This is a genomic window from Selenomonadales bacterium (assembly GCA_017442105.1).
GTDB lineage: Bacteria > Bacillota > Negativicutes > RGIG982 > RGIG982 > RGIG982.
This window is the reverse complement of sequence record JAFSAX010000154.1, coordinates 1-3,386: the sequence shown is the minus strand read 5'-3', so window position 1 is coordinate 3,386 and position 3,386 is coordinate 1. Positions and strand designations below refer to the sequence as shown.

Annotated in this window: 4 protein-coding genes and 1 tRNA gene; 1 reads left to right on the top strand and 4 read right to left on the bottom strand. The window is 49.4% G+C overall.

Annotated elements, in window-relative coordinates; translation table 11 throughout:
* Positions 1-103 precede the first annotated feature (103 nt).
* Positions 104-532, bottom strand: coding sequence for a C-GCAxxG-C-C family protein (locus IJN28_06230; GenBank protein ID MBQ6713364.1), 429 nt, complete (start codon positions 530-532; stop codon positions 104-106).
* A 200-nt stretch (positions 533-732) separates the two neighbouring features.
* Between IJN28_06230 and IJN28_06225 the strand changes: the two genes are divergently transcribed.
* Positions 733-1,689, top strand: a complete 957-nt coding sequence (locus tag IJN28_06225) for a glycosyltransferase (protein ID MBQ6713363.1) — start codon at positions 733-735, stop codon at positions 1,687-1,689.
* 64 nt (positions 1,690-1,753) lie between these two features.
* Here the strand turns inward: IJN28_06225 and rarD are convergent, their stop codons facing one another.
* The 3 genes from rarD to IJN28_06210 form a co-directional block, all read right to left on the bottom strand.
* On the bottom strand, positions 1,754-2,653 hold the full coding sequence (gene rarD, locus IJN28_06220) for an EamA family transporter RarD (GenBank protein MBQ6713362.1): 900 nt from the start codon (positions 2,651-2,653) through the stop codon (positions 1,754-1,756).
* An 11-nt stretch (positions 2,654-2,664) separates the two neighbouring features.
* A complete protein-coding gene (locus IJN28_06215; protein ID MBQ6713361.1) occupies positions 2,665-3,240 on the bottom strand; it encodes a biotin transporter BioY in 576 nt (191 codons plus the stop codon).
* Between the two features lie 52 nt (positions 3,241-3,292).
* A tRNA-Tyr gene (locus tag IJN28_06210) sits at positions 3,293-3,377 on the bottom strand.
* Positions 3,378-3,386: the final 9 nt, after the last annotated feature.

Here is a 3,386-nt window from a genome sequence, read left to right as displayed (position 1 = left end):
GTACGGCATAGCCGTGACGGAGGGAGAGAACACGCGCCAAAAACTACATACGAACAGAAAAAAGCCCCTACCGTAAGGTAAGGGCTTTCGTTATGTGGTGATATTATTCAGCCGATTCGGCGTCTTTTTTCAGTTCGCGTGCTACGATAGTGTCGAGTACTTCTGCCGCCGCGAGAATGACGTTTTTACAGCCGAGTTCTTCGGTGCGATAGTCTTTTTTGAGCGGAGCGCACATGATGCTCTTCATTTTTTCTTCGAACGTGGAGAACAGCTCCTGCGTCAATTCTTTGATGCGCGGGCCTTCGTGACCGCGTTCTTTGACGAACATATGGCTCAGTGCCATGACACTGCCTGTGAGCGCACCGCACGTGCTTTCGATGCCCATGCCGCCGCCGAAGCCTGCCGCGAGCTTGAGCGTTTCTTTCGACAAATTAAGGCCGTATGCTTTATTTGCGCCGTTCAAAATTTTTTCTGCGCAGTTGAAGTCTTCTTCGTTGCCGTAGCCTTCACGGATCAAATCTGCTACTGTCATATAATCCTCTCCTCATCTGTTAGGGAATCTCACTTTGTATAATATTCGTGAGAAAAATCAAAATTCCTTTTCCGCCGTAACTGTGTTCTTTTTTCTTATAATACTTCCCAAGCAGCACGCGAAAAACGCCTTGTTATAGTATATCAGCAGTCGTTGTGGTATTATAAAAACAAATAGAGTTATTTTTCGGAGGAATTATCATGATAAAATTATCCCTGTGTGTGCCAATATACGGCGTGGAAAAAGAAATACCGCGCTTCCTTGATTCGCTTGAGAAGAATCTGTGCGAAGGCGTAGAGGTGCTTTTGATAGATGACGGTACGAAGGATAACAGCGGAAAAATTGCCGATGCGTTTGCCGAGAAGCACGCAGACTGCGTCCGTGTGATACATAAACCGAACGGTGGTGTCAGCAGTGCGCGCAATACAGGCCTTGATGCGGCGCGCGGAGAATATATCATTTTTCCTGATCCTGATGATTATATGACGGATGCGTATGTTTCGACGATATTAGACGCGATCGAGAAGTACGATGCACCCGATGTGATATTCTATGACTATCTTGTCGGTACTAGCATGGAAAAGATGAAGAGACGATCGGTGCCGATTTTTCGGGAAGGGCACGTTGATAAAGAAGCCTTTATACGCGAGCTGATGAAGAACAGATATGTCAGAAGTCATCTATGGAACAAGGTGATAAAACGTGCTTTGTTCCGAGATGTCAGATTTAATGAGAAGAATAGCTACGGAGAAGATTTTGAACTGTTGACGGAGTTGATGCTTAGACCGAGTACGTTCGTCTATCTTCCTCGAGCACTATACTGCTATATGCTTCGTCCGAACAGTCTGACGGGAAGTATCACTTTAGATAAGCATTTGCATATGTATCGCTTGACAGAGATTCGCTATGAAAGATATCGCAAGATATATCCTGCTGCCAGTCTGTGTAATGTTATCGAGTCTGCCAATAAGGTCGTCAGATGCATCTGCGAAGACGGTGCGGATATGGATACAACACCATATGAACGTGTAATAAAAGATAATATCGGACAGATATTGCTTGATAACGATATTCCGTTCAATATAAAAAAACGGTCGCTTATCGTTTCTCTTGGTTTGACGAAGTGGTGTTATCGTTCCAAGCGGAAAAAGAAATAAACAGCAACACAAAAAATAAGCCTGCTTCTCAAGTGAGAGAAGCAGGCTTTTCTGATATCTTTCATTATGCTTTTTTGCTTTGGCGATAGGCACGCCATTCGCTCGTGCTGAAGATGATGAGCGCGAGCCAGATGAACGAGAAGCTGACTGCGTGAGCAGGTGTGAACGGCTCGTCGTAGAGGAATACGCCGATGATGAGTGCCAGTGTCGGCGCACAATACTGGAGGAAGCCGATGACGTTTAAGGGAAGCGTGTTGACACCGCGTGCAAAGAGGATAAGCGGTGTTGCCGTGACGATGCCTGCACCGATGAGAAGAAGCGCGTGGACGGGAGCATCGAGCGTGAACGTCGATATGCCGATAGCATCGATCTGCGCGATATAGCCGAGTGCGAGCGGTGTGACGAACAGCGTTTCGAGCGCGATTCCGATGAACGGGTCGAGATGAGCGTACTTCTTGAGTGCGCCGTAGATGGCGAACGAGCAGGCGAGATAGAGCGCGATGTACGGCACTTCGCCGAGCTGCCACGTCATGTTGAGGATACCGCAGGCCGCGATGGCAAATGCCGCCTTTTTCGCACGGCTGAGCGTTTCCTTGAAGATGAATACGCCGAGTGCCACACTGACGAGCGGATTGATATAGTAGCCGAGGCTCGTTTCGACGATATAACCGTTGTTGACTGCCCAGATATACGTGCCCCAGTTGCTCGTGACGATGAAACCGCCGCCTATTACCGCCAAGAGCCGTTTTTTGTCATGCCAAAGCGCGCGGATATCTCGTTTCAGCTCATCCATCTTAGACAGCGGAACGAGCAGAACGAACATAAAGACGAACGACCAGAGAACGCGGTGTGCCAGTATCTCATACGCGCCTGCTTCCTGAAGAAGCTTCCAGTAGATGGGCAGGATGCCCCAGATCACGTACGCGCTGAGTGCGGCGAAAAGTCCGCTTTTGTGAAGTGGCATAGACATCGTGCTCACCTCTTTTGGCGCACGAGCGGCAAGTAGCCGTTCTTACGGAGCGCAGGGATAATTTTTACCGCAGTCGCCGCGATAACACAGTTCATGATAAGGTCGGATACGATATAAGGCAAAAAGCCGACACTTAGCACCATGCCGATCGGCATCGGTCTGCCGAAATAGACGTTGACGATGAAATAAAGATACGACAGCCCGATCGCATAGACAGCGATAAGCCCGACGATGCCGACGGAGAACAGCTTCATGAACGTCACGCGCTCCATTCGCTCGACGAAATATCCGCAGATACCCGAACAAGCAAGGAATCCTAAGAGATAGCCGAACGTCGGCTGAAGCACGTACGACGGCCCTCCGCCGAGTGCGAATACGGGGATGCCCATAAGCCCGATGAGGAGGTAAAGAAGCTGTGATGCGAAACCGCGGCGCGCGCCGAGGAGAAAGCCTGCATAGACGCAAAACAGCGTCTGAAGCGTAAACGGCACGAGCGGTGTCGGTATCTTAACGAATGCGCCCACGACGCTCAGAGCGGCGAACAGCGCAATGAGGATCAAGTTGTAACGACTGTGTAACATAGACAGTCCTCCCACAGAATATAAAAAAAGCCTTGCCGAAGCAAGAAAAAGGTGGTGGACAGGGCTGGATTCGAACCAGCGAAGGCGGAGCCGGCAGATTTACAGTCTGCTCCCTTTAGCCACTCGGGAACCTGTCCGTATTATTT